The following is a 247-nucleotide window of genomic DNA, read 5'->3' as shown; positions in this document are numbered from 1 at the left end:
CCGGCGACGCTCGATCGAAGAGGACCTCGGACTCCATGCGTTGCGATAGCTCGTTCATGATCGAGCCACCGGCCGGCTGCGGCGGGGCGACGACACCGTCGTCAAGCACGGTGTCGACGTAATCGGCCGCAATTTGACTCGGCCCCTCGAGGAGAGGCGCCACGACGGCCAGGGTGTCCGGGTTGAAGGGCACACCGCGGGTATCAAGGATCAGCTTCGCGGGCTCGGGCTCGTTCAGGAACCAGTC

1 protein-coding gene is annotated in these 247 nt (G+C 66.0%); it reads right to left on the bottom strand.

The features are described 5' to 3' along the window. A partial coding sequence (locus SB658_RS26470) for a hypothetical protein (RefSeq protein ID WP_410603470.1) occupies nucleotides 1–247 on the bottom strand: 247 nt, incomplete at both ends.

The organism is Bacillus sp. SIMBA_008 (assembly GCF_046535495.1).
Classification (GTDB): Bacteria; Bacillota; Bacilli; order Bacillales; family Bacillaceae; genus Bacillus; species Bacillus subtilis.
The sequence above is the reverse complement of the archived record's forward strand: the minus strand, read 5'-3'. Positions and strand labels throughout refer to the sequence as shown.